Below are 23471 nucleotides of genomic sequence, written 5' to 3'. Positions count from 1 at the left end.
AAAAGGAGCGCCTTAATGCAGGCCGCACTCGCAAGTCTTCTCGCCCCACTCATGTTGTCTTCTTCCGTCTTCGGCGCCGGCCTTACCCCTGGTGAGCTGCCAAAGACTACGGAATACGCATCTCCCGTCGATATTGCATTTGGTTGCCCGGCTCCATGGTGCGGGAAGTAAAAACATCCCTCTTGGTCGTCGATGACGACCCACTTGTCCTTGAAGCCTTGGGGCGCTACTTCGCCTCGGCTGAGGACATGGAGGTGCGCGCCACCGCAGAAAATGGCAAGGTCGCTCTCGCGCTTTTGCAAGAGCAGGACTTTGACGTCATTGTCGCGGACATCCATATGCCCGAGATGGACGGCACGACCCTCTTGCGTGAGGTTAACAAGCTGGAAGAACCACCTGTCTTTGTTGCGATGACCGCGATGGACAATGACGAGACCCTCAAAGAGGTCATGTCCAATAAGGCTGCGGCCTATATTTTAAAAAGCTCCAAACCCGTCTACATTTTGGATACCGTGCGCGAGGCCGTGCGCGGCGGCACGGTTGTCACCCCACAGTCGCTTACCCGCTTGTTTGAGCAGCTTCCTGATTGGAACGCTGAGGGAGCAGGCGCCAATGCGGCTGCCGCAACCGCCAAGATCAAGGACAATCACCATATCTCCCCTGCGCTAGAGCAGGTCCTGGACTTGGTCTGCCAGGGCAAGTCCAACGAAGAGATTGCCAAGAGCACGCATTATGCACCGGGCACGGTGAAGAAGTATGTGTCCACACTGCTCAGTGAATTCCACGCCAAGTCGCGGCTCGAGCTGGCGGTGAAGGCGCTCAAGGCCGGCTACGGTTCTTAGAACCCAATTGTTAGACAATCCGGGGGTGGGCTACCCCCGGATGAGTTAATACCCCCTCTAAACCCCACATGCTGGGGTTTATTTCTTGTTTTTCTACCCCCGTTTACCATTTTTCAAAAGAGACTAGCGTCACGTTTGCTGCTTTCCTATAATTGCGGCAACACAAAAGTTCATAGTTTTTCCCAGGCAACATTTGGAACCTGAACCTGCAGGGTTGCCGCACGTCAGAGCGTTATGGCGCTCGCGTTTTCCTCTAGCCTTACACAGTCACGTCATAGAAAGCAGGTGAGTGTTGAACACCAACCTGGCGCGCGTTCGTCGCAGCAGCGATAGGCCTCCCGTCCGCATTCGGCCCGCATAGTGGCCCGCTGAACATCGCATTTCACTCCGAATCCCTGCGACCCTCACTTTGCGTCGCGCGCACCCGCGTGTTCGCTCCTCACCCGACTGCAGCCCTGCAGCACCACATAGCTCACCGTTTACGTCCCACCCGCCCGTATCGCCCGGCAGCCCACTGTCCGGCACGAATACTGCTAGCGGCTAAGGGGATGTGACCCGTTTGAAGAAGAGGTAGAACCCATATGACTTCTCCTGCCAATACCCGCCTGCCCATCTCTGATGATGTGGAAGCAGTCCTGCCCGCAGCGATTAGCCGCGCACACGACTGGTTGAAGTCCACTGCGGACGAAGAAGATAAGGCCACCGAACAGCTCGCGGACCTGCTGCGCGATGAGGACGGCGTGAAGTTCACCATGGACTTCGTCGACCGCGTCATGCGCCCAGAAGATGACAAGGTTGCCGCACACGCGCTGAAAGATATTTCCTCTCACTATGACCCGTCGTTCCTCGGCAGCATCAATGGTGCGCTCGTTGGCGCCGGTGGTTTCTTCGGCCCCATCCTGCCGAACCTGGTCATGCCGGTAGCCCGCCTATACATGCGCAAGATGGTAGGCCACCTGGTTCTGGACGCCGAGTCTGATGCCCTCAACAAGATCCTGGACAAGGCCGCCGAATCCGGTGAACAGCTCAACCTCAACCTGCTGGGTGAGGCCGTACTCGGTGAGGAAGAGGCGAAGTCCCGCGCGGAGCGCACCCTCAAGCTCATCCGGAACCCACGCGTAACCTACGTTTCGGTCAAGGCTTCCTCCATGGTGGCCCAGCTCAACCACTGGGATATCGATGGCTCGGTAGAGCGCCTCAAGGAGCGCCTGCGCCCGCTGTATCAGGCTGCGGCCGACCGCACCGACAAGGTCTTTATCAACATGGACATGGAGGAGTACCACGACCTCCACCTGACCATCCGCCTGTTCAAAGAGCTACTCAGCGAGCCGGAATTCCTCACTCTGGATGCCGGCATCGTGCTGCAAGCTTACTTGCCGGATACCTTTGATGCGCTCAAGGATATCGCTGACTTTGCTAAGGAGCGCGTAGCTAAGGGCGGCGGCAAGGTCAAGGTGCGCATCGTGAAGGGCGCAAACCTGTCCATGGAAAACGTGCAGAGCGAGGTCCACGATTGGCCGCTGGCTACCTACACCAACAAGCTCGACGTAGACGCTAACTACTACCGCCTGCTGGATTTCATCCTGCGCGAGGAGTACGCCGGCAGCATCCGCATCGGCGTCGCCACCCACAACCTGTACACCGCGGCTATGGCCTACGAACTGGGCAAGAAGCGCGGCGTGCTGCACATGATGGATTCGGAGATGCTGCAGGGCATGTCCCCAGCGCAGCAGGCAGCGGTGCGCAAGGTCTTTGACGGCCGCCAAATCCTCTACACCCCGGTTGTCCACGCAGATGACTTCGACGTCGCCGTGTCCTACCTGGTGCGCCGTTTGGAGGAGAACTCCGCGCCGCAGAACTTCCTCTACGCGCTCTTTGCCCCAGGCGAGGAGCCGTTGGCAGACCAGGAAGAGACGTTCCGTCGGGCCGTCGCCAAGCGCTGGGACACCTTCGCTGGTACCCGTCGCACCCAGAACCGCCTTGAGGAGGACGGCCGCCAGGCACCGCGCACCGGCCGCTTTACCAACGAAGCCGATACTGACCCTGCACTCGCGCCGAACCGCCAGTGGGCGCAGGAAGCGCTCAAGCGCAATCCGGGCGAGCACGGCATCGCGGAGGTTACCGACCCTGCCGCGGTCGAAGGCCACATCGCTCGCGCCAAGGAGCTGGGCACCGAGTGGGGCAAGCGCCCTGCCGCCGAGCGCGCCGCCGCACTGGAGGCCGTGGCGGATCAGATTGCGTCCCAGCGTGGCAAGTTCATCTCCGTGGCTGCGTATGAGGCCAATAAGACTGTTACCCAGACCGACCCTGAGGTCTCTGAGGCGATTGACTTCTGCACCTACTACGGCCAGTCCGCGCGCCTGCTGGAAGAGTCCTACTCCGAGTTCACCCCGCACACCGTCACCGTGGTGACCCCGCCGTGGAACTTCCCCATTGCCATCCCCACCGGTGGCATTGCGGCGTCCTTGGCGGCGGGCTCGGCGGTCATCGTCAAGCCTGCACCGCAGGTGGTTCACTGCGGCAAGCTCGTGGTGGAGGCCTTCCGCACCGCCCTCGAGGCCCAGGGCTTGGATCCAGATCTGGTACAGCTGGTGCTGACTGATGAAGCCGAGGCTGGCAAGGCCCTGCTCTCCCACGATGACGTGGACAATGTCATCCTCACCGGCGCCTCCGATACCGGCGCGCTCTTCCGTTCTTGGAAGCCGAAGATGAACATTATGGCGGAGACGTCCGGCAAGAACGCGCTCATCATCACCCCTGCGGCCGACCCAGACCTGGCCATCGATGACCTCTACAACTCCGCCTTTGGCCACTCCGGCCAGAAGTGTTCGGCGGCCTCCCTGGTTATCTTCGTCGGCGCGGCCGGCAAGTCCGAGCGCCTGCGCACCCAGCTGCTGGACGCGGTCAAGACCCTTAAGCCGGGCCCGGGCTTCGATATCACCACCACCATGAATGGCCTGGCGGAAGAGCCGAGCGAGAAGCTGCTGCGTGGTTTGACCCAGCTGGAGCCGGGTGAGACGTGGCTCCTCAAGCCAGAAAAGCTCAACCAGGAAGGCACCCTGTGGTCCCCGGGCATTCGCGATAATGTGCAGCCGGGCTCCTGGTACCACAAGAATGAGTGCTTCGGCCCCATCCTCGGCATCATGTACGCCGATACTTTGGAAGAGGCCATTGCCTGGCAGAACGACACCGGCTATGGCCTGACCGGCGGCATTCACTCGCTTGACGACGCCGAGATTGAGTACTGGATCGACAACGTTGAGGTGGGCAACGCCTACGTCAACCGCGGCATCACCGGTGCGATTGTTCAGCGCCAGTCCTTCGGCGGTTGGAAGAAGTCCGTCATGGGACCGGGCGCCAAGGCTGGCGGCCCGAACTACGTGGCGCAGATGGGTGAGTGGGTCGATGGCGAGCTCAAGCCGCGCAACGTGGACATTGCCCCAGCAAGCCTCGCTGCGCTGCACCGCCTGCGCGATAACCTCTCTGGCAAGCTCACCGAGGAGGACATCACCTGGCTGTGGCGCGCCGCGGAGCTAGACCAGGTGGCTTGGCAAGAGGAGTTCGGCCGCAACCACGACCGCACCGGTTTGGTTTCTGAGGCTAATATCTTCCGCTACCGCCCGCTTCTGACCAAGCTGCGCGTGCGCGTGGGCGAAGGCTATGAGCTGCGCGAGGTTGCTCGCCAGGTGCTGGCCGCCGCAATTACCGGCACCGCCACGGAAATCTCCGCCACCCCGGAGGTTGCCACCCAGTTGCAGGACTTGGGCTTCGACGTCAAGGCCATCACCGACGAGGCTTTTGCTACCGACGTGGCAAATGACGCTTCTTCCCGCGTGCGCGCCTTGGGCACCGTGCCGGATTCCATCTACGAGGCCGCGGTGCGCTCCAACTCCGTGGTGTTGGACCAGCCCGTGCTTGCCGACGGCCGCCGTGAGCTCATGCCTTACCTGCTTGAGCAGGCAGTTTCGGTTACCATGCACCGCTTCGGCATTATCCGCAACGTAGGTAACCTGCGTGACGAGTAATTCCCGGCCGCGTCAGCGGACGCGTTAAAGGTACTGAAGGGAGGTAGCGCCCCGCCTGTGGGCCGCTACTTCCTTTTTCGTATATGCGCTGCGAGTTTTATGTGGCATAGTGGTAGGCAATGTCTACGTCACATAATTCGTCTTCCCGCGACGAGGCCAAGCGCCCGTCTGCACAGGAAAAAGGCAACGCAACACAGATCCAGAAGCCGGGCGAGGAAGATTCTCATACCCTCGTCGCTTATGATGACGCGCACCTTGGTGCAGAGGCTGCCAGCGAGCACCCTGCCGAGCGCGACGATAAATCCGCCGTCTTGGCCAAGGACTTCCGCACCATGGCCAAGGTCTCGGTGATCTTTATCCTTATCGTCGCCGGCCTAGCGCTGGCCGGCTACCTGCTCAAGTTCATTTGGGTAGGCCTGCTGCCGGTCTTGCTCGCCATCCTCGTCTCCACGGTGCTCTACCCCATCAGCGCGTGGCTGCGGGGCAAGGGATTCCCGCGCTCGCTCGCGGCGGTAAGCACCTTGCTCGGCCTCATCATTGTCTTCTGCGGCGTTTTTGCCGCCATGGCCCCGGTAGTCACCAGCCAGAGCCAAACACTCATTAATCAGGCCGAAGACGGCATCAACCAAATCACGGAGATGGTGGAAAAGTCCCCCATCGATATCCAAAGCGACCAGCTACAGTCCGTGCTCGAAGACGTGGTCAAGTTTGCCAAGGGCCAAGCCTCCACCATCGCTACCGGCGTTATCTCTGGTTTCTCGATGGCCAGCTCCATCGTCGTGGCCGCGCTGATCATGCTCTTTGTCACCTTCTTCATCATTAAAGACGGCGACAAGTTCCTGCCGTGGCTGCGCAAGTACACCGGCAATTCCACCGGCTGGCACATCACCGAGCTGGGGGCGCGCATCTGGAAGACCCTGTCCGGCTTTATCCAGGCGCAGGCCGCCGTGGCCATGGTGGACGCAGTCCTCATTGGCCTTGGCCTGTGGGTGCTGCAAGTTCCGCTCGCGCTCGTCATCGCCGTGGTGACGTTCTTCGCCAGCTTCATCCCGATCATCGGTGCGGTCACCGCTGGTGCCCTCGCCATCATCATCGCGCTGGTCTCCAATGGCCTGACCAACGCGCTGCTGGCGCTTGCACTTATCATCATCGTCCAGCAGGTGGAGGGCAATGTCCTCCAGCCGATGCTGCAGTCCAAGGCCATGGGCCTGCACGCCGCCGTCGTCCTGCTTTCCGTGACCGTCGGCTCTACCCTGGCCGGCATCGTGGGCGCCTTCCTCGCCGTCCCCGTGGCCGCAACCATCGCTGTTGTTGTGCGCTACCACGCCGAGATGGCCGCGCTGCGCTCCGGCGAAGTCGAGCCCTCCGATATAGACATCATCACCGGCTCCAAGGACGATCCTGAAGACTTCAGCGACGTCACCTACGAACACGCCGAGACCCCACGCGACAAGGTAGAGCAGCTCTACCAGTCCATGAGCCCGCTGAGCTAAGACTCAGCCACCACTAGCAGCGCGCCGGCCCTCCCCCGGCGCGCTTTTAGTTTTTAGCGCAGAAAGCCTAGGTCCGTAGCGGCCGAGGCGAGCTGGCGCGCACCGCGGTCCAGGACGTTGGCCCAGGTGCCCTTGGATTCCTCATTGGCGGAATCGGACACCTGCTTAAGTAGGGTGCAGGGCACATCGAAGCGCTGGCATACTGCGGCGATGGAATAGCCTTCCATGTCGCACAGCTGCGATTTCTTGGCCAGCTCGGTGCGCAGGGCGGTATCGGAGACAAACATGTCGCCCGTGGCCAGTGCGCGCACCGGCAGGCGGCCGGAGGTCTCGAGCTCTATGACCTCTGGCAGCAGGTAGCGGTTGATATCGGTAAGCACCTCGAGCTTAAAGTCGTGTTTGGTGACCTTGCCTACTTCGAAGACGCCAGCCATGCCGTCGACAAGCGCGCCGGCCGTGCCGATATTGACCACACGCTCAGGAAGGGCGCCGTTAGCGCGGGCGTCGGCAAGAGCCTCCGTTAAGGCAATGGCCGCCGGAACCGTGCCGATTCCGGTAATGAGCAGGGGTTCGCCTTCCGGAATGTGGGCGGCTTCCGCGTCCACAGCGGCGACGAAAAGGGTACGTCCGTTGAGATTCTCCATGCCTGCGAGAATACCTGCCCTCCCTAATCGAAGTTCAACGTGCGGTTCTTCTGGCGCAGGCGAATCGTAATATTCTTCTGGCCAGCACCGAGTGCGATAATTTTCCCGCTGAGCACGCGCGCGACCGCCAGGTCGGCCTCCGTGGGGGCTTCGGCGGCCACCTGTGCCGTGGGTAGCCAGGCGTCGCGCGGATCAGGCGCGCCAAGGTGAATGAGCCGCTCGCGCTCCACGTCAATCCAATAGCCTTCAGTGGCCATGAAGCGATCGTGGCTCCCGTCGAAGGAATCGCGGCGCCACCCGCCCTCGGCCACGCGGAAGACAAAGGGGCAGTAGCCAAAACGCGAAGGCACGATATAGCGCGTCTGGGGGCTGACGCGCCAATGGCCGCGCGCGGAGCTCCAGACTTGGCGGTAGGTATCGGCCAAGCTCATACCCAGACGCAAGCGCTGCTGCCTGTCTTCGTCCAACCCAGCACCATCTACCTGGGTTTTTAGCTCCCCGAGCCGCGTGGCATCGGCCACGTACATGCCCAGCCACGCTTCCTCCGGAGTGGTGTACGGGCCGGTGATATCACGGTGGAAGGAATCCGGCACGGCTCTTTCCGCGTCCTGGGGCAGGCGCTGGCGGGCGGCAAAAGCCCATAGGCGCGGATGTCCCATGCGGTAGAGCATCACCGTCGCCCGCGGCAGGCGGTCATGCGCCTGCTGGCGCGTCATGTAATCACCTGCACTGATGCGCCGCAGCAGCTGCTTGGCGACGTCCCCCTCCACCTTCTGCTCCATTCCCGGCGCGACTTCCATCTCCGGCAGTTGGCTAAGCAGCATCAGATCGATGATGTCTCCCAAATCAAAGACCTTATTCAATTCCGACTGCGCTTCGGAGCCAAAAGCCTCGATGGCGTCATAGCCTAGGGCCCCACCCAAGCGGCGGATGAGATCCGGGGACACGCTCACCCGGTTGCGGGTCGCGTGCAATTCGGACGCATTCAAATTGCGATCCAGTGTCACGAGTGCTCCTTTCTCCCCCTCATAGGGGATTCAAATTTCGGTCACGCTTGGGATTAAGCCGGACATAGAAGCGCCGTTTAGCTCTTCCCGCTCGCCAAAATTCCGCGTGCGTTCAAGCTCTCGCACTAAGACACAGCCCCTTTCACCGGTTGCTAGGCCCTCATATCTGACAATCTTGGCGGCATTTTCCCCTTTTAGCCTAATCTCTTAGCCAAACAGCTGTCACACTTATACCATTCGCTTTACGTGCAGATAACTTGAATAAAGCCGAATGCCTGTATTGACGTTCTATTTGAAAGCATTTCTGCAAGTCGTATGTCTATAGTATGACACGGATTAATCTTTAGATTATCCAATCTCTCTCGTATTCCGCTCTTGAATTGCTTATGAAGGAGTTCAGCCTTTGAACAACAACAATGCCTGGGGCCAGCCGGATCAGCCCTCCACGGATCCTTCTGCTCAACGCATGCGCCCCATGCCACGCGAGGGACAAGCTTGGGGCACGCTCTCACCTAATTCCCCTACAACCTCGACTTCTGCAGCATCACCTACAGGTGAGGACTTTGACGACCCTAAGTCCTCCGGAAAAGGTAAACGCATCGTGTTCCTAGTCATCGCTGTGCTAGCGGTTCTCGCTCTGGTTGGCGGTTTAACTTGGGCACTGGTCAATAGGAACGATTCAAATGATGCCGATGACCCAAATGAACCTGCATTGGCTGCTAGCTCCGAGGCTAGAGATACCTCCCACCCTGAGAAGGGGTCCGAGTCCGACAAAGATGAGGACAAGTCCAAAAAAGACGAGGCAAAAGATTCCCCAGAGAGAAAAAATAACGCTAAATCACAAGAACTGACCAAGTACGAAAAGTGCAATGAATACGCAGATGACAAACTCAGCGATTTGCGTGCTCCGGTAAAGATGTACTGCGATGACTCCTGGCTTTTTGCTGGTGAGTACGGAACCTCGGCCCAAACTTTGTTCTATTGGACCGACAATGCCTGGCACCGATACGAAACAGATGGAACGTCGTGGCCGTCCCATATGGGATGCTACGACCGGTCAAAACTTGAAGACGCCGGTGCCCCAATCCCCCTGCTCGATAAGGTTTTGTTGTGCGACGCCAATGACAAACCCAGTGCGGAATCTGCAGCAAAAGATGAAGCTGGCGCTAGCGCAAAATCTATTGACGAAATGCCGGACGACAGCGCCGGCCCCCGCTGCGACGGCCGATACATTCTCATCGCGGAATCCGTTATGGTCCCCCTAGGCAGTGACCCCCATCCTGAGCTTTCTCGCGTCCAGGGTAAGTATCCGGGTTCACACACAATGAGCGGAAAAGCCTGCAGCTCTCTTCGCGGCCAAGTAGACGGCAATGACGTCTACGCCGTCTACTTCGACGCAGGCCATAGCGTAGAGAAAGTGTGCGAGCTAAAAGCGCAATACGGTGGCAATGCTCGTTCACTAAATAACGATGCGGACTTCTCCGACCCCTGCTAATCCCCTCTCCATGTAAATCCCCCCTTCCCTATTACTCTCTTCCCCCTACAACTCTGCTCTAACACCAGAAAGGAACTCTCTGTGTCCCACTACAACCTCTACGATTCTCTCTCCCTCGATGCTTCGGCCGATTCCGCCGATCTTATCGAAGAGATCGACAACAAGCTCACCCAAGTCGATCCCGGGGACGCCGCAGCGCGCGACGAACTGAGCACTGCGCGACAAATCTTTTCCGCAGACAACCGGCGCAAGCAATACGATAACGACTTGGCTAATACCACTGGGCCGGAAGTAGATATCGCACGCATCCGCTACATCGCCGCCCTTCCGTCCGAAACCGCGCCGCAAGAAAACCTTGCCTCCTATACCCCGGCGCCGGAATACACCCCTCAGCACTCGGCGCAACCACAGCAAGACTGGAAGCCACAGGCAACAAATCGGCAATTCAGCAGCAGTTCAAGCTTCAACGTGACCAATAAACAAGTCACTGTTGATTTTAGTAATGTAACATTCCCCGTCGAACCAGACCGCCAACGCTGCCAATCCATCATGTGGTGCGTGCTATGGGGCATCCTGCTCCTCATGTGGCTCATTGCCGGAATCCGCGGCTTGTCCCTTGCCGGCGAAGCTAGTGACACCACCGCCATGGGCCTTATCTTTGATTCCTCGGAGCTTGAGTCCAAGACCGCAGATTTCAGCGCCTCCCTGATCAAAACTCTCGTAGCCACCCCGCTCATGCTGATTCTCTGGGAGTTCGTCTGGTCGATTCGCAAGACTATAGGACGCCGGGCAATTGAGAATGCCTAGCTCGCATAGCCCTTTCCATGGCCAAGTACTGGCTATCGGAGCAGCAATGGGCCTGGCAATCGCGTCTTTCGCTCTGGCTGGCTGTGACGAAAATTCCACTGACACTGCTGGTCAAAAACTTCACTATGAGACTGCTTCGAGGTCCGCTTCACCAGAACAAGGAGACGATGCAGAGCAGGAAACCTCGACGAAAGGACCTATACCAGAAGGAAACACTACTTCCAGGCCAGTGCCACCCAACGTAGTGATGGATGAGGAAGAGGACAGCCAGGCGTCCCAACTAGGTGACGAGAATTCTTCTGCTAGCGGAGCCGACCAAACCTGCGGTACGCACAGCGCACAGACAGCGTTCCAAGACGGCGTTTCCCAAGTTGCGCCGTGGGGCACCATCGGTTGGGAGCTTTTCGATTCCTCCGGCTACGACCCATGCGCTTCCCTATCGTGGGAAACCCTAATGATTGAGGGAGGGACAAGTTCTTCACCCTTCCACATCATGCTCTTTAACCACGGTGAATACTTAGGTACTGCAACAGCAAAGCCCTACGGCTTCGCTCCCACGGTTGAACGCGTCAACGATTCCGAAATAGCGGTGACCTATCACTGGCCACGCGAGGGCGAAGGCAATGCCAACCGCTCGGGTACGACCAATGCAGGCTTCCGGTGGGATGAAGGCCAGCAGAAGGTCATCATGTCCGGCGACGTTCCGCCGATGCAGTAGGTCGATGTAAAACAAGCACGTTTCGCTAAAATGTCACCAGTTTGGCGGCGAAACGTGCTTGTTTTGTGCGCTGCGTGACGCCAAGCGACTGTGGGGCATCAAGGGGGTGCGGGAAGCCAAGAAATGGCCGCGTTCTAGGCTTTCGCGGGGAGATAGGGGCGGTTATCGTGGCCGTAACGTAGCCGAAGGAGAGATAGGGATGAGCGAGAAAACGTTTCAGCAGAAGTTCGGGGCTTTCGCACTGGTGGCGGCGGTTGTCCTGCTGATCGTGAACTTGACCGTAGTAGGGCCTACGGTGTTCGGTATCTCCACGCCGCTGCTGCTCGGCATCACGGGCACCATAATGATGCGCGGTGAAAAGAGCAGCAGCGCAAAGGATGACTAACGCAGGCGGTGGCCTACGAAGCCGGCGGCAAGGGTATTGCCGGAGGATTGATCGATGAGCAGGAAGTTGCCCACCGCGCCGCGGGCGGCATAGTCCTCGACAGGGAGCTCGGCCTGGGTCTGGATGGTGATGTGGGCGATGTCGTTCATGGCGACGGACTCGGGATCTTCCACATCGGAAACGCCATCCAAGTCCAAGGTGCGGGTGACGGCGGCGACGCGGGCCTTAACCAGGGAAGAACCGTAGCGCAGCTTGAGCATCTGGCCGGGCTTAATGTCCTTTTCGGTCAGGCCCACAACGGTGGCGTCGAATTCGCGGGTGGCCGCGGGGCGTTGGGGTCCGGCGAGGAGATCGCCGCGGGCGAGATCTACGTCGTCGGCAAGCAGGAGCGTCACGGAGTCGCCGGTGGCGGCGGAGTCGGCGGGGCCGTCAGCAGTGTCTATCTGGGTGATGGTGCTGGTGCGGCCCTCGGGCAGGCGGACCTCGTCGCCCACGGAGATGGACCCCGCCTTCACGCGGCCGGCGTAGCCGCGGTAATCGGAGGCGTGCTCACGAATGACGTACTGGATGGGGAAACGGAAGTCCAGCTCATCGGCGCGGCCGGTGGCCACGGGGACAGTCTCGAGAACCTCAAGAACGGTCGGGCCGGTGTACCACGGCATAGTGGTGGAGCGCTCGACCACGTTATCGCCCTTGAGCGCGGAAATCGGCACCACGGTGGTATCGGTAATCCCCAGGCGGGTGGCGATCTGGTTGAACTCGGACTCGATATCGCGGAAGACCTGCTCGTCGTAGTCCACCAGGTCGATCTTGTTCACCGCGAGGACCACGTGGCGCACGCCAAGGAGGGCGGCGACGTTGAGGTGGCGGCGAGTTTGTTCGACAACGCCATGGCGGGCGTCGATAAGAAGCACCACCACCTGGGAGGTGGACATGCCGGTGACCGTATTGCGGGTGTACTGCACGTGGCCGGGGGTATCGGCGAGGATGAAGGTGCGCTTATCCGTGGCGAAGTAGCGGTAGGCCACGTCGATGGTGATGCCCTGCTCGCGCTCGGCACGCAGGCCGTCGACAAGCAAGGAAAGGTCCATGCCGTCAAAGCCGCGGTCGGTGGAGGTGCGCTCCATGGACTCCACCTGGTCTACAAGCACGGACTTGGTGTCATAGAGCAGGCGGCCGACGAAGGTGGACTTGCCGTCATCAACGGAGCCGGCAGTGCACAGGCGCAGGGTATCGCGCTGCTTGAGGGCGCCGACATTCGGCGTGAGGGTCGTAGTCATCAGAAGTAGCCTTCCTTCTTGCGGTCCTCCATGGCGGACTCGGAAAGTTTGTCATCGGCGCGGGTGGCGCCGCGCTCGGAAAGGGTGGAAATGGAGATCTCCGCGAGTACCTCATCCGGGGTCGACGCGGTAGATTCCACGGCGCCGGTGCAGGACATATCGCCCACGGTGCGGTAGCGCACGGTGCGGGTTTCCAGTTCCTCGCCTTCGGCCGAGCCACCCCATTCGCCAGGCGCTAGCCACATGCCATTGCGCTTGAATACCTCGCGCTCGTGGGAGTAGTAGATGGAGGGCAGCGCCAGTTCGCGGGCGCCGATGTATTCCCAAATATCGGATTCGGTCCAATTGGAAATGGGAAAGACACGAACGTTCTCGCCGGCCATCTTGCCGCCGTTGTACAGGTCCCATAGCTCGGGGCGCTGGCGTCGAGGATCCCAGCCGCCAAAAGAGTCACGGATGGAGAAGATGCGCTCCTTGGCGCGGGCACGCTCCTCATCGCGGCGGGCGCCACCGCATACAGCGTCATACTCGCGCTCGGCGATGGTCTCTACCAGCGGCACCGACTGCAGCGGGTTGCGGGTACCATCGGGGCGCTCCTGTAGGTCGCCGCGGTCGATCCAATCCTGGACGCGGGCGACGTGCAGGCGGGCACCGGATTCTTCGACGAGGCGGTCGCGGAAGTCGATGACCTCGGGGAAGTTATGCCCGGTATCGACGTGGAGGAGCTCGAACGGAACCGTGGCCGGAGCGAAGGCGCGGCGGGCCAACTCGAAGACAACAACGGAATCCTTGCCTCCCGAAAAGAGGATGCCTACCTTGTCGAATTGGCCGGCCACCTCGCGCAGGATGTGGATGGACTCGTTTTCAAGGTCTTTTAGGTGTGGGGAAAGTGTGCTCATTATTCGTGTAACCCGCATTCTGTCTTGCCGTCTGCAAATACGCGCCCGGATCGGGCATCGTCGCCTTCGCCAACTGGGAAGGTCAGCGGGGCGCAGCCGATGGAGCGGTATCCCTGCAGGGTGAGTGGGTGGATGATGAGGTCGTTGTCCTCGATATAGCGGTCCGTATCGTCCAGATCCCAGGTAATGATGGGCGAGATCTTTAGCCGACCGGTGCGGTCGAGACTCAGCGCCGGGGCGGTGGCGCGGTGCTCGGAATCGGCGCGGCGCAGGCCGGTGACCCAGCCGGCATAAGGGTCCATGGCCATGTTCAGCGGCTCAACCTTGCGCATGCGGTTATATGCCGCGGTATCGCGGGCGTAGAGGCGCGCGCCGTACACCTCGTCTTGTTCCTCTGGGCTGAGCAGAGGCAGCACCCGCACTAGGGGCAGGTCCGGGTAGCGCTTTTCTACCTCGTCGGCCACCTGGAGAGTTTCCTGGAAGTGCCAGCCTGTATCGATGAAAAGTAGGTCCGCATCGAGCCCGGCGCGGTGGGCGAGCTCGGCCAGGACCGTATTTTCCATGGACATGGTCACGGCCAGGCGGCCGGGTGCGTGCTCGGCGGCCCATTCGGTAATGGTTTCCGCTGAGGCGTCATAAAGCTTATCCGCCCACTGGTCCACCAATTGCTGGTTGCGCGCGGCTACCTCGGCGTCCAGCGGCGCGGTATCGCGCGTGCCTTCCGGGGAGATGCTGGGGTCGCGGTAGTTCTTGCCACCGTCCAGCAGGTTCGTCGTTGGGTTCATGCCGTCACACATTAGGCAAAGCCCCGAGGCGGCGCAGCGGATTTTGGGCGAAAAGCCGCTGAGCTTGGCGGGAGGTGCGAATAAAAGGTTTCCAATCCGTACCAAGCGGACTAGATTTACAGACAAGACAGTCTATTGCGGGCGTCCGTGCCCCGCGCAAGGAGGCACTTTCATGCAGCGTATAGCCATCATCGGGGAGGGCCCGGCAGCCCTATCCACCGCCGAGAAGCTTATCAGCGCTGGCATGTGTGTGGACCTCATTACTCAATGCACCGCACCATTCGGTCTACTCCGCCGCTTTGCGGGCTTGGCAGGCGTGCTGGGCGACGCCGTCACGGGCTCCCACTGCGGCCCCGGCACCACTCCCCGCTTGCGCCTTATCGGCAACGTGCGCGTAGGGCCCGACGGCGATATCACGCATAATGAAATCCACCGCCTGGCCGCCTCTGGCAATCGCGAGCTACTCGTCTTGGAACTCAAGGCCCGCGGCGTGGCCGTCACCACGTGGGAAGGCCTATGCGCCCCACTGCAGGATTTTGAAGACTGGCACAGCGTCATCACCCGCGCGCAGCTGGCTCACGTGGGGATTTAGCAGCATTCATCGACTAGCGCCCCACCCACCACCGATATAAACTTGCACGGCTACCCAGCCACGGCAAGGAAAGGGGCGCGAGTCCATGGATCTGGTTCGCATTCTCATTACACGGTCGGCTCCATATACGCCGTATTTCATCGCGGTGCTTGTCCTGCAGGCCTTATCTACGGCCGCCACTCTGTACCTTCCATCGCTAAACGCCAAGATCATCGATGAAGGCGTGTCTCAGGGCGATGTGGACTTCATCTGGCGCACCGGCGGCATCATGCTGGCCGTCGCGTTTGCCCAAGTCATCACCGCCATCGGCGCCGTGTGGTGCGGCAGCCGCACCGCCATGGGCGTCGGCCGGGATCTGCGCGGCGAGGTCTTCCGCCACGTTAATTCCCTGTCCACTGAGGACATGAGCCGCTTTGGCACGCCTACGCTCATTACCCGCGGCACCAATGACGTCCAGCAGGTGCAAATGGTCTACATGATGATGCTGAACTTCATGGTGACCGCACCCATCATGTCCATCGGCGGCATCATCATGGCCGTGCGCGAAGACGCAGGCTTGTCCTGGCTGGTGTGGGTGTCCGTAGCGGTACTGCTCGGCACCATCTCCGTCATCATTTCCCGCCTCATGCCGCTCTTCCGCTCCATGCAGGACAAGCTAGATTCCATCAATGGAACCCTGCGCGAGCAGATCACCGGCATCCGCGTGGTGCGTGCCTTCGTGCGCGAGGCCTATGAGTCCGAGCGCTTTACCGAGGAAAATAAAAACATCACCCGCCTGTCCTTGAACATCGGCCGGCTTTTCGTGGTGATGTTCCCGCTCATTACGGTAATCCTCAACGTGGCCACGGGCGCGGTCCTGTGGTTCGGCGGCCACCGCGTGGATGAGGGCTTGGTCAACGTCGGCTCGCTCACCGCATTCCTGCAGTACCTGCTACAGATTCTGGCGGCGGTCATGATGGGTACCTTCATGGCGATGATGCTGCCGCGCGCCATCATTTGTGCCCGCCGCATCACCGAGGTGCTCCAGCACGAGCCCTCCATTACCCCACCCAACTCCACCACCTCTCCAGAGGCCTGCGCGGGCACGGTGGAATTTCGCAACGTGGGCTTTTCTTATACCGGTGCGGATGCGCCGGTGCTAGAAGACATTTCTTTTACCGCCCAGCCCGGAGCCACTACCGCCATCATCGGTTCGACGGGCTCGGGCAAGACCACCCTGGTTTCCCTCATCCCACGCCTGTACGTGCCGACGGAGGGCCAGGTGCTTATCGACGCCACCCCTACCACCTCCCTGGCCCGCCAGGACATCGTCCAGCGCGTCTCCCTCGTCCCGCAGAAGGCTTACCTATTTAGCGGCACTGTGGCCTCCAACCTGCGCTTGGGCCGCCCCGAAGCCACCGATGACGAGCTCTGGGAGGCGCTGCGCGTGGCTCAGGCGGACTTCGTAGAAGACTTGGACATGCCCATCGCACAGGGCGGCACCAACGTCTCCGGTGGCCAGCGCCAGCGCCTGTCCATTGCGCGCATGCTTGTTGCCCGCCCGCTGGTCTATCTCTTCGATGATTCCTTCTCCGCGCTGGACGTGGCCACCGATGCCAAGGTGCGCGCCGCAATGCGCGCCTCCTTTGCCGAGCGCGAGCAGCCGGTGACCAGCATTATCGTCGCCCAGCGCGTGGCATCTATCCGCGATGCGGACCAGATCCTGGTGCTGGACGCCGGCCGCATCGTTGACCGCGGCACCCACGAGGAGCTCCTTGGCCGCTGCGCGGTCTACCAAGAAATCGTTGATTCCCAAGAAACCGCCGGTGTTGCAGGAGGCGAAAACTAATGGCTGAGAACACCACCTCTACCACCGAGTCCACGGACGCCGGCCTTGATCCCATGGACGGCTCCGCACCCCGCCAGGCCAAGAATTTCTGGCCCTCCACCAAACGCCTTTTCTCCCTGCTTGCTCCCTTCAAGCGCAGTCTGTGGGCCGTCGCGGCGATGAATATCGTCTGCATCTTCTTGGCCGTGGTAGCCCCGAAGATCATGGGCAAGGCCATGGACGTCATCTTTGCCGGCGTCATTTCGCGCAACCTGCCCTCTAATATTTCCGCCGAGCAGGCCATTGAGGGCATGCGCGCTGAGGGCCAGGACCGCTTTGCGGATATGGCCTCCGCGATGGACTTCGTCCCCGGTGAAGGCATCGATTTTAACCACCTGGGCACGCTCATCATCACCGTGATCGCGATGTACATCGTCTCCTCTGGCTTCCAGTGGTGGCAGGGAGCCATCCTCAACAAGTTAAGCATGGATATCGTGTTTGACCTGCGCGAGCGCGTGGAGGCGAAGATTAATGCGCTACCTCTCAACTACTTTGATTCCCAGCAGCGCGGCGATATCCTTTCGCGTACCACCAATGACATCGACAACGTGCAGCAGGCCCTGCAGCAGGCGCTATCGCAGCTGTTTTATGACGCGCTGCTGGTCATTGGCATCACCATCATGATGTTCAGCGTCTCCTGGCAACTCGCTCTGGTGGCCCTCCTGTCCCTGCCGCTTACCGGCTTAGTCATTGGTGTCATCGGTAGCCGCTCGCAGCGCCAGTTCAAAACCCAGTGGCGCTCCACCGGTCAACTCAACGGCCAGGTAGAAGAATCCTTCTCCGGCCACGACCTAGCCATCGTCTTCGGCCGTACCGAGGCCATGACGGAGGAATTCGACAAGCGCAACGAGGAGCTCTACCACTCCGCAGCTAAGGCTCAGTTCCTGTCCGGCATCATGATGCCCATCATGCAATTCCTGTCCTACCTGTCCTACGTGGCCATCGCGGTCTTGGGCGGCCTGCGCGTGGCTAATGGCCACATGACTTTGGGCGCAGCCACTGCGTTTATCCAGTATTCTCGCGAGTTCAACCAGCCGCTCGGCCAGCTCGGCGGCATGATGCAGCAGGTGCAGTCCGGCGTGGCCTCGGCCGAACGCGTCTTTGAGCTTCTCGACGCCGAGGAGCAAACCCCCGACACCACCGACGAGGACCTCCCCGGCCGCGCCCGCGGACTCGTTGAGTTCCACGACGTTGATTTTTCCTACTCGGAGGATAAGGAACTTATCACCGGCCTCAACCTGCGTGTGGAGCCCGGCCAGACCGCAGCCATTGTCGGCCCTACCGGCGCCGGCAAGACCACCTTGGTCAACCTGCTCATGCGCTTTTATGAACTAGACGGCGGTCAGATTCTCATTGACGGGCACGATATCGCCCGTATGCCTCGCCAGACGCTGCGCTCCCAGGTGGGCATGGTGCTTCAGGACGCTGTCCTCTTCAAGGGCTCGATCATGGAAAACATCCGCTACGGCTGCTTGGACGCAACGGACGAAGAGGTCATCGCCGCTGCAAAGGCAACTTATGTGGACCGCTTCGTACACGCCCTGCCCGATGGTTATAACACCATCATCGACCAAGACGGCGGTGCTATCTCGGCCGGCGAGCGCCAGCTCATCACCATCGCCCGCGCGTTCTTGGCCCAGCCCGCGCTACTCATCCTCGATGAAGCTACCTCTTCGGTCGATACCCGCACAGAAGTACTCGTCCAAGAAGCGATGAGCGCGCTGCGCGCGGATCGCACTTCCTTCGTCATTGCCCACCGCTTGTCCACCATTCGCGATGCTGACCTCATCCTCGTCATGGAAAACGGCACCATCGTGGAACAAGGCTCGCACGACGATCTCCTTGCGGCACAAGGCGCATACTGGCGTCTACACCAGTCCCAGTTCGCTCAAGGGTAGACCTTCCCCGGCGGCGAGCTACTCCAGCCCTACCGTCACGGTCGGCGCGTTGAAGTGGGCGCCCTTGAGGTTCACCAGCTCAAGGGTGACATCGCGCAGCTCAATGTGGTCCATGATTACGTCGGGCACCTCCGCATCGGGGACGGGGTGCGACTCTGGAACACCGAGCTTGTCCAACACGGCATTGATATCGTCGCGGCTTAAATCGATTTCCGCCCGGGGTGCAGAAACCTTACCCACCGCCGGGGTGGCCTTAAGCTCGGTAGCCATAATGGTCACCGGTCCGCCGCGTACCTCGGTGGTATCCCCGCCCGTGGTCAACATGCCATCGCCATAGCGGCCAGGCAGCGTAATGGCGAGGTTGTCGATGTCGAGGTTTTCGCCCTTCAGCTCCAGGACCCGCACATCACCGCTGGCGGTGGGGAAAGTACCCAAAGATACGGTGACATTCTTCGTCAGCGTCACCTTATCCGCAAAGACGGTACTGAAATACGGAACCGCCGGGGCATTTTGCGCATTAACCCGTTCGGAACCGCTCGCGCCGTACACCACCAATGCGCAGGCCAATACGGCCAAGCAGCTACGCGCCGCCCGCGGCATCGCCCTCGTCATTATTCCGCCGCTTCCTTGGTGCGGCGCTTTTTCTCCCCCGGCTGCCACGCAAAGGTAAAGGCCCCGCCAATGATGCCGAGCAGGGAGCCGATGATGAAGCCGCCCAAATTGGACGTCGGCAAGGCGATAATGGCCACGATAATGCCCAGCACACCGACATAATTCGAGGTTGCCGGCTGGAACCACGCGCCAAGGCCGAACATGGCTAGCAAGACGCCGATAAGCAGCGTAGAGACGCCAGAGATGGTGGAAATCATGACCAAAAGGTCAGAGATGCGGATGGTGATATAGGCCGGTGCGGCGATAATAATTCCGGACAAGATGAGCAATAGGCCGGGAAAGAAGGGCCGGCCGCTGCGCCAGCGGCGGAAGCGCTGCCAGACGCTGGGTTTAGATTCCTCCTCGTCCGCTGCCTCCGCCACCGGGAGGGTCTGCGTGTCTTCCGCGGTCGACTCAGCAGCCATTATCCGAACCCCTCCGCACCGTTACTCCGACGTTCTTGGCAGAAAGGCTCTGTGCACCCACGGAGGTGGCCTTGACATCATCCGCCTTGAGGGAGACCTGCTTGGAATACAGGCCCCACGCGCCAGGATCCGCGGTATCGCTGAGCTGATTCGCATCGATGCCCACGTTGACATCCTGCATGACCAAAGAACCATCCACGTCGGTCGCACCGACCAGCAGGCTATCGGACTCCACGCTACCCTCGCCCTCAGCCTTCAGCGCTAGGGTGGCCTCCCCACCAACGCCGGGGACCTTGGGAACCGTCACCGAAAGGCAAAGATCAGAGACCTTGGCGTGGTCCAGCTTGATGCGGGCGACGGGAAGGTGCTCTTCGGCCTTTTGATCATCATCAACAAAAAGCGAAAAGCCTTCTCCATCCAAGTGCCCCATGGTGATTTTAAAGAAGCTACCGGAAAGGGCCAGGTTCGCGGTCAAGCCGCCCTGCGCCACGGCGAATCCAGTAACACCAAAGGCAGCAAGGCCTGCGGTCAAGGCCACCGCGGCCTTGGTGATATTGGTTTTGCCCATGGCGGTTTACCCTTTCTGCGGCAGTCTCGGTCTTCTTCTTGCCCGGCCACATTACGGACGCCGACACTGTATTATTCCGCCGCCGTATACAGCACGTTTAAAAAAATATGACGGCCAAGTTTCTCATCTTGACAGTGTACAGCCCACCCCGCCGCAGCACCGCACTGAATGCAGACTCTCTGATTTCCACCCCTAGGCTTTAAGGTAGATAACAACGTGGAGCATCAGTATTAAAGGAGCACGCATGACCACCGTGTTCGGTTGGATCGCTGTAGCCGCATCGATTCCGGTGTGGCTGTACTTTTTCACCCGCGTATGGGCCCTCTTTAAGTTCATCCGCTCCGGCGGACCCACCCAGCTCAAGCGCACCGATAACCCGGGCAAGCGTTTATGGCGCGTGATTGCGGAGGTCTTTGGCCATTCCCACTTCAAGGGTAAGCCTCTGGTTAATGCCGCCCACTGGCTGGTGATGGTGGGCTTCCTCTTCGGCATCCTGGTGTGGTTCGAGGCCTATATCCAAACCTTCGCGCCGAATAAGGGCTGGCCGTGGCTCAGCCACTGGCCGGTCTACCACTTCGTTGAGGAAGTCTTGGGCATCGCGACGGTCCTAGGCATCGGCTTCCTCATCGGCGTGCGTCTCAAGCTTGGCGATACCGAACGCGGCAGCCGCTTCTTCAATTCCCAAACCGCCTCGGCGCGCTGGGTAGAGTTCATTGTCTTTTCTGAGGGACTCGGCATGATCCTGGTGAAATCCACCAAGATCGCCACCTACGGCGGCGGTTCCGCCTGGGCGGATTTCTTGAGCATCCACTTGGCCAAGCTCTTCCCTGAGTCACCGGCCCTAGTGAGCTTTTTCGCGCTATTCAAGCTGCTATCGGGCATGCTGTTTATCGTCTTCATTTCCCGCAATTTCCAGTGGGGCGTGATGTGGCACCGCTTCACCAGCTTCTTCAACATCTTCTTCCAGCGCAATGCCACCGGTGAAAAGGCATTGCAAAAACTGCCCACCCCGGACTTAGAAGAAGACATCACCCCGGGCAGTTGGAAGATGTTGCTGGATTCCACCTCGTGTACCGAGTGCGGCCGCTGCCAAGAACTATGCCCGGCGTGGAATACCGAAAAGCCGCTGAGCCCCAAAAAGGTCATGATGGACCTGCGCCAGGGCGCACTGGATAACTACAACCCGCACGAGGGCCTGGATGTGCTGTCCATGGCCGGCGTTATCGATGATGATGTGCTGTGGTCGTGCACCAACTGCGGTGCCTGCGTGGATCAGTGCCCAACCGATATTGAGCACATCGACCACATTGCGGACCTGCGCCGCTTTAAGGTGCTCGCGGAATCGGACTTCCCTTCCGAGCTCACCGGCCTGTTTAAGAATATGGAAAATAAGGGCAACCCGTGGGGCCGGAATAATTCCGAGCGCCGCGCCTGGATCGATGAGGCCCGCGCCGATGGCATCGACGTCCCCATCATTGGTGAGGACGAGGCCGATTTCTCCGATATGGAATACCTGCTCTGGGTGGGCTGTGCTGGCGCTTATGATGACGATGGCCGCCGCACCACTCGTGCCGTAGTAGACCTTCTGCATACCGCAGGCGTGAAGTTTGGCGTGCTCTCCACGGGTGAGACCTGTACGGGTGATCCTGCCCGCCGCGCTGGCAACGAGTTCCTCTTCCAGATGATGGCGCAGCAAAACGTAGAGACCCTCAACAACGCCTTCGACGGCGTCCCGGAGGGCCAGCGCAAGATCATTACCACCTGCCCACACTGCTTTAACACCATCCGCAACGAGTACCCGGACTTTGACGGGCATTTCGACGTCTTCCACCACACCCAGCTGCTCAACCGCCTGGTCCGCGAGGGCTTGCTCAAGCCGGTGCCACGCACGCCGGAGAACCGCAAGCCCATTACCTACCACGATCCTTGTTTCCTCGGCCGCCACAATAAGGTCTTCGATCCTCCGCGCGAGCTACTCGAGGCCACCGGCGTGGAGCTGCGCGAGATGGACAAGAACCGTGATGAAGCCTTCTGTTGTGGCGCCGGCGGCGCCCGCATGTTCATGGAGGAAAAGCTCGGCACTCGCATCAATGACTTCCGCACCGAGCAGGCCCTAGAGACCGGCGCGGAAGAAATCGCCACCGGCTGCCCCTTCTGCAATGTCATGATGACTGGCGGCGTGAAGTCCTTGGCGCAGGATTCCACCCCCACCACCAAGGTCAATGACGTGGCGGTTATGCTGCGCAATTCCATCTCCCTCGACGAGTCAGGCACCCTGCCGGAGCCCCGCCCCAAGACGTTCCTTGCTACCCCGGTGCGCCACCAGAAGTCCGCGGGCACCAATGAAGCCCCGCTTGCCGACGCCCCCACTTCTACCACCCCAAACACCACCCACACCCCGGCCCCGGCGGCACCAGCACCAGCCCCCGCCGCTCCTGCAGCACCGGCCGCACCCGCAGCGCCGGCTACACCGCAGGCTCCTCAAGCGCCGAAGGCTCCCGCGGCACCGAGCGCTCCTACCCCACCTAGTGCTCCGGCAGCACCTGCACCAAAGGCACCAGCCGCTCCAACACTGCCAAGCGCACCCACAACGCCCGCGGCCCCGGCGGCACCAACTGCGCCACAAGCTCCCCAGCCACCAGCGGCACCAGCTGCTCCCGCTGCGCCGAGCGCTCCTACCCCGCCAAGTGCCCCGACAGCACCTGCACCCAAGGCACCAGCAGCTCCAACACCGCCTAGCGCACCCACAACGCCCGCGGCACCGGCCGCACCAGCTGCACCGCAAGCTCCCCAAGCACCGGCAGCACCAGCTGCTCCCGCTGCACCGAGCGCACCCACCCCGCCAAGTGCCCCAGCAGCACCTGCACCCAAGGCACCAGCCGCACCGACGCCGCCTGCAGCGCCAGCAGCTCCGGCAGCACCAACGCCGCCGGCAGCCCCGAAACCTCCACAGGCTCCTGCTGCGCCCATCCCGCCAAAGGCTGAGCCGCCAGCCGCACCGACCCCGCCAGCACCTCCGGCGGCTCCGGCACCACCGGCGTCGGAAAGCGTGCCAAAGCCACCTGAATCTGAGTAGGCGCGCAAGGGCAT

General features: G+C 60.7%; 19 protein-coding genes. 11 read left to right on the top strand and 8 right to left on the bottom strand.

All coding sequences use genetic code 11. The features are described from left to right. Positions 1 to 182 precede the first annotated feature (182 nt). From RAE09_RS08045 to RAE09_RS08035, 3 genes are all read left to right on the top strand, one after another. Positions 183 to 842, top strand: a complete 660-nt coding sequence (locus RAE09_RS08045) for a response regulator transcription factor (RefSeq protein WP_316981424.1) — start codon at positions 183 to 185, stop codon at positions 840 to 842. A 581-nt stretch (positions 843 to 1423) separates the two neighbouring features. Beyond that, on the top strand, positions 1424 to 4867 hold the full coding sequence (locus tag RAE09_RS08040; RefSeq protein WP_316981423.1) for a bifunctional proline dehydrogenase/L-glutamate gamma-semialdehyde dehydrogenase: 3444 nt from the start codon (positions 1424 to 1426) through the stop codon (positions 4865 to 4867). Between the two features lie 119 nt (positions 4868 to 4986). After that, positions 4987 to 6360, top strand: a complete 1374-nt coding sequence (locus tag RAE09_RS08035) for an AI-2E family transporter (protein ID WP_316981422.1) — start codon at positions 4987 to 4989, stop codon at positions 6358 to 6360. A gap of 53 nt (positions 6361 to 6413) precedes the next feature. Here the strand turns inward: RAE09_RS08035 and RAE09_RS08030 are convergent, their stop codons facing one another. Both RAE09_RS08030 and RAE09_RS08025 read right to left on the bottom strand, forming a co-directional pair. Beyond that, entirely contained in the window at positions 6414 to 7004 is a 591-nt protein-coding gene (locus RAE09_RS08030) for a nucleosidase (RefSeq protein ID WP_316981421.1), read from the bottom strand. A gap of 23 nt (positions 7005 to 7027) precedes the next feature. After that, the gene (locus RAE09_RS08025; RefSeq protein WP_316981420.1) at positions 7028 to 8011 is read right to left on the bottom strand and encodes a hypothetical protein; all 984 of its coding nucleotides are present in this window, start codon (positions 8009 to 8011) and stop codon (positions 7028 to 7030) included. Between the two features lie 403 nt (positions 8012 to 8414). Here RAE09_RS08025 and RAE09_RS08020 point away from each other — a divergent pair, with 403 nt between their 5' ends. The 4 genes from RAE09_RS08020 (at position 8415) to RAE09_RS08005 (ending at position 11416) form a co-directional block, all read left to right on the top strand. Continuing rightward, positions 8415 to 9506 carry a flagellar basal body-associated FliL family protein gene (locus RAE09_RS08020; RefSeq protein ID WP_250413494.1) on the top strand — a complete coding sequence of 364 codons (1092 nt, stop codon included), beginning with the start codon at positions 8415 to 8417 and terminating at the stop codon, positions 9504 to 9506. Positions 9507 to 9587: 81 nt separating this feature from the next. Next, positions 9588 to 10313 carry a hypothetical protein gene (locus RAE09_RS08015; RefSeq protein WP_250413493.1) on the top strand — a complete coding sequence of 242 codons (726 nt, stop codon included), beginning with the start codon at positions 9588 to 9590 and terminating at the stop codon, positions 10311 to 10313. Between the two features lie 229 nt (positions 10314 to 10542). Then, positions 10543 to 11031, top strand: coding sequence for an LppP/LprE family lipoprotein (locus RAE09_RS08010; RefSeq protein ID WP_316981419.1), 489 nt, complete (start codon positions 10543 to 10545; stop codon positions 11029 to 11031). Positions 11032 to 11230: 199 nt separating this feature from the next. Continuing rightward, on the top strand, positions 11231 to 11416 hold the full coding sequence (locus tag RAE09_RS08005; protein ID WP_316981418.1) for a hypothetical protein: 186 nt from the start codon (positions 11231 to 11233) through the stop codon (positions 11414 to 11416). On the opposite strand, the gene RAE09_RS08000 is transcribed toward RAE09_RS08005, so the two are convergent. Genes RAE09_RS08000 through RAE09_RS07990 form a run of 3 tightly spaced genes read right to left on the bottom strand, consistent with a single transcriptional unit; the run spans position 11413 to position 14380 of the window. After that, positions 11413 to 12696 carry a sulfate adenylyltransferase subunit 1 gene (locus tag RAE09_RS08000; protein ID WP_316981417.1) on the bottom strand — a complete coding sequence of 428 codons (1284 nt, stop codon included), beginning with the start codon at positions 12694 to 12696 and terminating at the stop codon, positions 11413 to 11415. The genes RAE09_RS08005 and RAE09_RS08000 overlap by 4 nt on opposite strands. Further along, positions 12696 to 13595, bottom strand: a complete 900-nt coding sequence (gene cysD, locus RAE09_RS07995) for a sulfate adenylyltransferase subunit CysD (protein WP_316981416.1) — start codon at positions 13593 to 13595, stop codon at positions 12696 to 12698. The genes RAE09_RS08000 and cysD overlap by 1 nt, the downstream gene beginning before the upstream one ends. Next, positions 13595 to 14380, bottom strand: a complete 786-nt coding sequence (locus RAE09_RS07990; protein ID WP_316981415.1) for a phosphoadenylyl-sulfate reductase — start codon at positions 14378 to 14380, stop codon at positions 13595 to 13597. The genes cysD and RAE09_RS07990 overlap by 1 nt, the downstream gene beginning before the upstream one ends. Before the next feature lie 172 nt (positions 14381 to 14552). On the opposite strand from RAE09_RS07990, the gene RAE09_RS07985 reads away from it, so the two are divergent. The 3 genes from RAE09_RS07985 (at position 14553) to RAE09_RS07975 (ending at position 18737) form a co-directional block, all read left to right on the top strand. Continuing rightward, a complete protein-coding gene (locus tag RAE09_RS07985; protein ID WP_316981414.1) occupies positions 14553 to 14972 on the top strand; it encodes a methylenetetrahydrofolate--tRNA-(uracil-5-)-methyltransferase in 420 nt (139 codons plus the stop codon). Between the two features lie 85 nt (positions 14973 to 15057). Next, positions 15058 to 16800 (top strand): ABC transporter ATP-binding protein, encoded by a 1743-nt coding sequence (locus RAE09_RS07980; RefSeq protein ID WP_316981413.1) that lies wholly within the window; start codon positions 15058 to 15060, stop codon positions 16798 to 16800. Next, complete coding sequence (locus RAE09_RS07975) at positions 16800 to 18737, top strand: ABC transporter ATP-binding protein (RefSeq protein ID WP_316981412.1); 1938 nt, start codon at positions 16800 to 16802, stop codon at positions 18735 to 18737. The genes RAE09_RS07980 and RAE09_RS07975 overlap by 1 nt, the downstream gene beginning before the upstream one ends. An 18-nt stretch (positions 18738 to 18755) precedes the next feature. On the opposite strand, the gene RAE09_RS07970 is transcribed toward RAE09_RS07975, so the two are convergent. From RAE09_RS07970 to RAE09_RS07960, 3 genes are read right to left on the bottom strand one after another with little or no spacing between them, the layout of a single operon-like run. Next, positions 18756 to 19349, bottom strand: a complete 594-nt coding sequence (locus RAE09_RS07970) for a hypothetical protein (RefSeq protein ID WP_284791180.1) — start codon at positions 19347 to 19349, stop codon at positions 18756 to 18758. Then, a complete protein-coding gene (locus tag RAE09_RS07965) occupies positions 19349 to 19813 on the bottom strand; it encodes a DUF6114 domain-containing protein (protein WP_005329386.1) in 465 nt (154 codons plus the stop codon). Before RAE09_RS07965 ends, RAE09_RS07970 begins: the two co-directional genes overlap by 1 nt. Continuing rightward, a complete protein-coding gene (locus tag RAE09_RS07960; protein WP_250409135.1) occupies positions 19803 to 20381 on the bottom strand; it encodes a DUF6230 family protein in 579 nt (192 codons plus the stop codon). The genes RAE09_RS07965 and RAE09_RS07960 overlap by 11 nt, the downstream gene beginning before the upstream one ends. 244 nt (positions 20382 to 20625) lie before the next feature. Between RAE09_RS07960 and RAE09_RS07955 the strand changes: the two genes are divergently transcribed. Beyond that, positions 20626 to 23457, top strand: a complete 2832-nt coding sequence (locus RAE09_RS07955) for a (Fe-S)-binding protein (RefSeq protein ID WP_316981411.1) — start codon at positions 20626 to 20628, stop codon at positions 23455 to 23457. The last annotated feature ends 14 nt before the right edge of the window (positions 23458 to 23471 follow it).

It is taken from the genome of Corynebacterium tuberculostearicum (assembly GCF_032821615.1).
GTDB classification, from domain to species: domain Bacteria; phylum Actinomycetota; class Actinomycetes; order Mycobacteriales; family Mycobacteriaceae; genus Corynebacterium; species Corynebacterium tuberculostearicum_H.
The sequence above is the reverse complement of the archived record's forward strand: the minus strand, read 5'-3'. Positions and strand labels throughout refer to the sequence as shown.